The sequence below is a fragment of the Streptomyces atriruber genome, assembly GCF_001418325.1.
In the GTDB taxonomy this organism is placed as follows: Bacteria; Actinomycetota; Actinomycetes; order Streptomycetales; family Streptomycetaceae; genus Streptomyces; species Streptomyces atriruber.
The window spans coordinates 1-5,839 of record NZ_LIPN01000630.1 but is presented as its reverse complement, the minus strand read 5'-3'; the positions used below and the strand labels follow the sequence as shown (position 1 = coordinate 5,839).

Sequence of the window (5,839 nt, the reverse complement as noted above, 5' to 3'; positions counted from 1 at the left end):
GCGACGCCCACGACGACCCCGACGTCGGCCGGTGCGCGGGGTCGTCGTGGGCGTCGCGGTGCCCGTTCACCAGGGCGAGCGCCTCGTCGAGCTCGGCGTCCGACGCGGGCTGCCCGGTCATCCGGCGTCCGGAGGCGTACCGGCCGCGGAGCCGGGCTTCGCGTCCTGCTGGTCCTCGTCCGCCCAGCGGGCCGCGAGAGCCGCGGCCTTGCGGGTCGCCTGGGCCACCGCCTCGGCACCGCCCGCCGCTCCGCCGCGCGCCGCGGCCTGCGCCGCCGCGTACCCGACGAGGAACGTGGTCAGCGGCGCCGCGGGCCTGGCCACGCCGTGCGCGGCGTCGCGAGCGAGGTCCAGGAGGGCGCCGGTGTCGACGTCGAGCTCGATGCCCAGCTCGTCCTTGACTGCGGAAATCCATTCATCCAACACGTTGCCATGCTCCCTGATCCGCGCCCGGGCGGAGGCGATGTCGTCCCAGGTGTCGCAGTCGAAAGCCGCGAGGGGGTCGGCGACCCTGGTGAGGGTGAGCCGCCCGGTGAGCCCCCGCAGGGGCAGCCCGGCGAGTGCTCCACCGCGTCGGCTCCCTCCGGCGGGTGCGTCTCCTTCGCGGGATGCGTCTCCCGCGTCGGGTCCGTCTCCTTCGTCGGGGCCGCCCGCTTCGGCCGCCAGCGCGGCGATCTCCCGCAGGAGTGCGTCGCGCCGGTAGGCCGCGACGAGTGGCTGGTCACGGCCGCCGGGGTCGGTGAGAACCGCACCATCTGCCCCGCCCGCACCGTCCGCACCATCTGCCCCGCCCACACCGTCCGCACCATCCGAACCGTTCGCACGGTCCGCCCCGTCCGCACCGCTCTCGGCCAGGGCGGCGAGGAGGCGGCGTACGGTCTGCTCGCCCAGGAACGGCAGGTCGGCCGAGAGCACGACCACCCGCTCCGCCGTCGTGCGCGCGAGCCCCGCGTCGAGCGCGGCCAGGGGCCCGCCGCCCGCGGGCTCCTCGCGTGCCCATACGACGGGCCGCGCGGTCGGCCGCGGCTCGGCCACCACGACGGTCGTCCCGGCACCTGCGCAGGCCGCGAGCACACGGTCGATCAGCGTCCGGCCGCCGACCCGCACCCCCGGCTTGTCCGCACCACCGAGCCGGGCGGCGCCGCCCCCGGCGAGCACGACGGCGTCGTACGGCAGTGCGGCGTCATCCGGCACCCCGGCGGGCTCCGCCACGTCGTGCGGGCCGCCCTCGTTCGTGGTCACACCCCGAGTATGGGCACACGAAGGATCATTGACACCCCCGCGAAGGGCCCTACGGGCAGAGGACTTACGTCACGTGTCCCGTCCCGGCCCCACGACGGCACCCGTCACACGGACCGCAGGAGCACCGCCGGCTGCTCGACGCAGTCCGCCACGTACCGCAGGAAGCCGCCCGCCGTACCGCCGTCGCACACCCGGTGGTCGAAGGTGAGTGACAACTGCACGACGTGCCGCACCGCCAACTCGCCCTGGTGCACCCACGGTTTGGGCACGATCCGGCCCACACCGAGCATGGCCGCCTCGGGGTGGTTGATGATCGGCGTGGAGCCGTCGACCCCGAACACCCCGTAGTTGTTGAGGGTGAAGGTGCCTCCGGTGAGCTCCCCCGGCGTGAGCGTTCCCGCGCGCGCGGACTCGGTGAGCCGGATCAGCTCCGTGTTGATCGACTCGGTCGAGCGTGACTGGGAGTGCCGCACCACCGGGACGACCAGGCCGCGCGGCGTCTGCGCGGCGAAGCCGAGGTGGATGTCGGCGTACTGCCGCACCTCGCGCGCCTCCATGTCCACGGAGGAGTTGAGCGCCGGGAAGCGGGTCAGGGCGGCCACGCTGATGCGGGCGAGGAGCGCGAGCAGCGACGCCTTCTGGGCGCCTTCGCCGTCCGTCGCCGCGGCGGCGTTCATCGCCTTGCGGGCCGCGAGCAGTTCGGTCGCGTCGGCGTCGACCCAGCAGGTCGCCTCCGGTATCTCGCGACGGCTGCGGGACATCTTGTCGGCGACGAGACCACGCAGACCGGTCAGCGGGTGCCGGGTGAAGCCTGCGGCCTGCGTCTCCTCGCGAGCGCCGATGGGGGCAGCGTCGGAGGCGGGCGTGGCGATGGGCATGGCGGTGTCCCGGGCCTGCTGCCCCACCGCTCCCGCCTTGACCGCGGAGTCCACGTCGGCCCGCGTGATCAGCCCGTCCGGCCCGGACCCCACCAGGCTGCGCAGGTCCACGTCGTTCTCCCGCGCCAGCTTGCGCACGAGCGGGGAGATCACCGGAACCGGGCCATCGGCGGCGTGACCACCGAGAGACGTGACCGGGTCGGCCACGGGGGCCGCCGCAGAGGGCGCCGCCTGGCCGGGCGCGGGCGGCGCGGAGGCAGCCGGGGCGGAGAGCCGCGCGGGCCGCACCCTGCGGCGGCGCGCGGGTGCCGCCCCCGTGCCGTACCCGACCAGGACGTTTCCGGAGAACTCCTGGGCGGCCTGCTCCGCGGCCGTCTGGAGCGCCCGCTCGGCGGGCTCCTCAGGAGCTCCTGCCTCTCCCAGGGCTCCCACGGCTCCGACAGCAACCGTCAACAAGGGCGCGCCCACCGGCAGTTCCGAGCCCTCTTCGCCGAAGCGGGCCGTGACCACGCCTCCGTAGGGACACGGCACCTCGACCATCGCCTTGGCCGTCTCGACCTCGACGACCGGCTGGTCCACGGCCACGACGTCGCCGACCTCGACGAGCCAGCGGACGACTTCCGCCTCCGTCAGCCCTTCCCCGAGGTCGGGCAGCTTGAATTCAAGGACCTGGGCCATCAGCTCTCCGCCTCCCACTGCAGCCGCGCGACCGCGTCCAGGATCCGGTCGACGCCCGGGAGATGGTGCTTCTCCAGCATGGGCGGCGGATACGGGATGTCGAAGCCCGCGACCCGCAGCACCGGCGCCTCCAGGTGGTGGAAGCACCGCTCGGTGACCCGCGCGGCGATCTCCCCGCCGGGGCCGCCGAAGCCGCCCGACTCATGGACGACGACGGCCCGCCCGGTCCGCCGCACGGACGCGGCGACCGTCTCGTCGTCGAACGGCACCAGGGAGCGCAGATCGACCACTTCGAGGTCCCAGCCCTCGGCGCGGGCGGCCTCGGCCGCCTCCAGGCAGACGGGCACGGACGGCCCGTACGTGATGAGCGTGGCGCTGCGCCCGGAGCGCCGCACCGCCGCGCGGCCTATCGGTTCAACGGTCTCCGGGGCGTCCGGGTTCCAGTCGGCCTTCGACCAGTACAGGCGCTTCGGCTCCAGGAACACGACCGGGTCGTCGGAGGCGATGGAGGCCCTCAGCAGGCCGTAGGCATCGGAGACCGTGGCCGGGGTGACGACGTGGAGGCCCGGCGTCGCGATGTAGTACGCCTCGGAGGAGTCGCTGTGGTGCTCGACGCCGCCGATGCCGCCGCCGTAGGGCACGCGCACGGTGATGGGGAGCGGCAGCGCGCCGCGCGTGCGGTTCCGCATCCGCGCCACGTGCGAGATCAACTGCTCGAAGGCGGGATAGGCGAAGGCGTCGAACTGCATCTCCACGACGGGCCGCAGCCCGTACATCGCCATGCCGACCGCCGTGCCGAGGATGCCGGCCTCGGCCAGCGGCGTGTCCGTACAGCGGTCCTCGCCGAACTCCTCGGCGAGCCCGTCGGTGACCCGGAAGACACCGCCGAGCGCTCCGACGTCCTCGCCGAGGACGTGGACGGACGGGTCCTCGGCCATCGAGTCCCGCAGCGCGCGCCCGAGCGCCTGCGCCATGGTGGCCGGTTTGGTGACCGGCTTCGCCGCGACCGTGGTCATCGCGCTTCCTCCTCCGCCTCTTCCGAGGCCACTTCGAGCTCGGCCCGCAACTGTGCCGCCTGCTCCCTGAGTTGGGAGGTCTGCTCGGCGTACACGTGCGTGAAGAGGTCCATGGGGTCGAGCACGGGCTCCTGGTTCATGTGCTCGCGCAGATCGGCGGCCATGGCCTCGGCGTCCTCGCCCGCCCGTCGCTTCATGTCGTCGTCCAGGAGTCCGCGCTCCGTCAACTCCCGCTCCAGGAGCAGGATCGGGTCGTGGTCGCGCCAGGCATCGACGTCGGTGTCCTGCCGGTAGCGCGTGGCGTCATCGGCGTTCGTGTGGGCTTCCATGCGGTACGTGACGGCTTCGACGAGGGTCGGGCCGCCGCCCTCACGCGCGCGGGCGACCGCTTCGGCCAGCACCTCGTGCATCGCCGCCGCGTCGTTGCCGTCCACCAGCCGCCCGGGCATGCCGTACCCCACGGCCTTGTGGGCCAGGGACGGGGCCGCGGTCTGCTTGGCGAGCGGCACGGAGATCGCGAAGCCGTTGTTCTGCACGAGGAAGACCACGGGGGCCTGCCACACCGCGGCGAAGTTCAGCGCCTCGTGGAAGTCGCCCTCGCTGGTGCCGCCGTCGCCGACCATGGCGAGCGCAACGACGTCGTCCCCCTTGAGCCGGGCCGCGTGGGCGAGGCCCACGGCGTGCGGGAGCTGGGTCGCAAGAGGGGTGCTCAGGGGCGCTATGCGGTGCTCGCGCGGGTCGTACCCGGTGTGCCAGTCGCCGCGCAGCAGCGTCAGCGCGCTCGCGGGATCGAGGCCGCGGGCGACCACGGCGAGCGTGTCCCGGTAACTGGGAAAGAGCCAGTCCCTCTCCTCCAGGGCGAGCGCGGCGGCGATTTCGCACGCCTCCTGCCCGGTGCTGGAGGGATAGACCGCGAGCCTGCCCTGCTTCGTCAGCGCCGTCGCCTGCGTGTTGTACCTACGGCCGCGCACGAGCTCCGCATAGAGCGTGCGCAGCAGCTCGGGGTCGACCTTCTCGGCGGCGTCGGTGCCGAGGACGCGGTAGGGCTCCGCGTCCGGCAGCAGCGGCGCGGGATCGGTCCTGGGCTGCCAGGCGGGGGGCGGGGAGGGCCGGTAGGCGCCCCGCTGCTCCATGACCGTCATGACGGCACCTCCTGTGGGAAGCGGTCTCCTCGTGGGAGCGGCAAAAGAGGCGCGCTGACGTGATGCGCCTCACCTACCGATTGTTCGGTCGTCGGCACATTTTGGCTACAGGCACCTCCAGGCTGTGGACAAACGGTTCTGCACAGCCTGGTATGGATGCAGTACGTCCATGGTAGGGAGGCGGGGGGACATGGCATCTGAACGAATGGCCGAGGGACCGGACGGCGACCGCCCGGAGTTCGGTACCGGTGACCACTCGGAACCTCGGAGCCCGGAGCCGCGAAACCCGGACGCCCGCAGCCCCGAGCCCCGCAGCCCTGAGCCGCGCAGCCCGGAACCCCGGGTCTCCGAGTCCCGCGTCCCGGAGCCGCGGATCCCGGACCCCCGGCCGCTGGACGCCATCGACCGCGACATCCTGCAGATCCTGCACACGGACGGTCGCGCGTCGATACGCTCCGTGGCCGAGCGCGTCCATGTGTCGCGGGCCAACGCGTACGCACGCATCAACCGCCTCATCGACGACGGCGTGATCCGGGGCTTCGGAGCGCGGATCAACCACGAACGCGCCGGGCAGGGCGCGTCGGCGTACATCACGCTCAAGATCGTCCAGAACACCTGGCGCACGGTGCGCGAGCATCTGCGCGCGCTTCCCGGCGCCTCCCACATCGCGCTGGTCAGCGGGGACTTCGACGTACTGCTCCTGGTGCACACGCCGGACAACCGGGCACTGCGCGAACTGGTGCTCACCCGGCTGCAGTCCATCCCCGAAGTACTCAGCACGCGTACGTTGCTGGTCTTCGAGGAGGACGACATGGAGCCGGAGAACTGACCCCGCCGGGTCTCGACGCCGGGGCCCGGGGCGCGGCGTCGAGACCCGGCGGGG

At 73.2% G+C, this 5,839-nt stretch carries 5 protein-coding genes; 1 reads left to right on the top strand and 4 read right to left on the bottom strand.

What is annotated here, in order from left to right; translation table 11 throughout:
- Nucleotides 1-117: 117 nt before the first annotated feature.
- The 4 genes from AOK03_RS39505 to pdhA all read right to left on the bottom strand — a co-directional run bounded on the left by AOK03_RS39505 (nucleotide 118) and on the right by pdhA (nucleotide 4,956).
- The gene (locus tag AOK03_RS39505; RefSeq protein WP_055570157.1) at nucleotides 118-1,212 is read right to left on the bottom strand and encodes a DUF6457 domain-containing protein; all 1,095 of its coding nucleotides are present in this window, start codon (nucleotides 1,210-1,212) and stop codon (nucleotides 118-120) included.
- A gap of 134 nt (nucleotides 1,213-1,346) precedes the next feature.
- Nucleotides 1,347-2,798: a dihydrolipoamide acetyltransferase family protein gene (locus AOK03_RS39500; protein ID WP_055570155.1), complete on the bottom strand. Its 1,452-nt coding sequence runs from the start codon at nucleotides 2,796-2,798 to the stop codon at nucleotides 1,347-1,349.
- Nucleotides 2,798-3,814, bottom strand: coding sequence for an alpha-ketoacid dehydrogenase subunit beta (locus tag AOK03_RS39495; protein WP_055570154.1), 1,017 nt, complete (start codon nucleotides 3,812-3,814; stop codon nucleotides 2,798-2,800). Before AOK03_RS39495 ends, AOK03_RS39500 begins: the two co-directional genes overlap by 1 nt.
- A complete protein-coding gene (pdhA, locus tag AOK03_RS39490) occupies nucleotides 3,811-4,956 on the bottom strand; it encodes a pyruvate dehydrogenase (acetyl-transferring) E1 component subunit alpha (protein ID WP_055570153.1) in 1,146 nt (381 codons plus the stop codon). Before pdhA ends, AOK03_RS39495 begins: the two co-directional genes overlap by 4 nt.
- Nucleotides 4,957-5,146: 190 nt before the next feature.
- Between pdhA and AOK03_RS39485 the strand changes: the two genes are divergently transcribed.
- Complete coding sequence (locus AOK03_RS39485) at nucleotides 5,147-5,785, top strand: Lrp/AsnC family transcriptional regulator (RefSeq protein ID WP_079075262.1); 639 nt, start codon at nucleotides 5,147-5,149, stop codon at nucleotides 5,783-5,785.
- Nucleotides 5,786-5,839 lie beyond the last annotated feature (54 nt).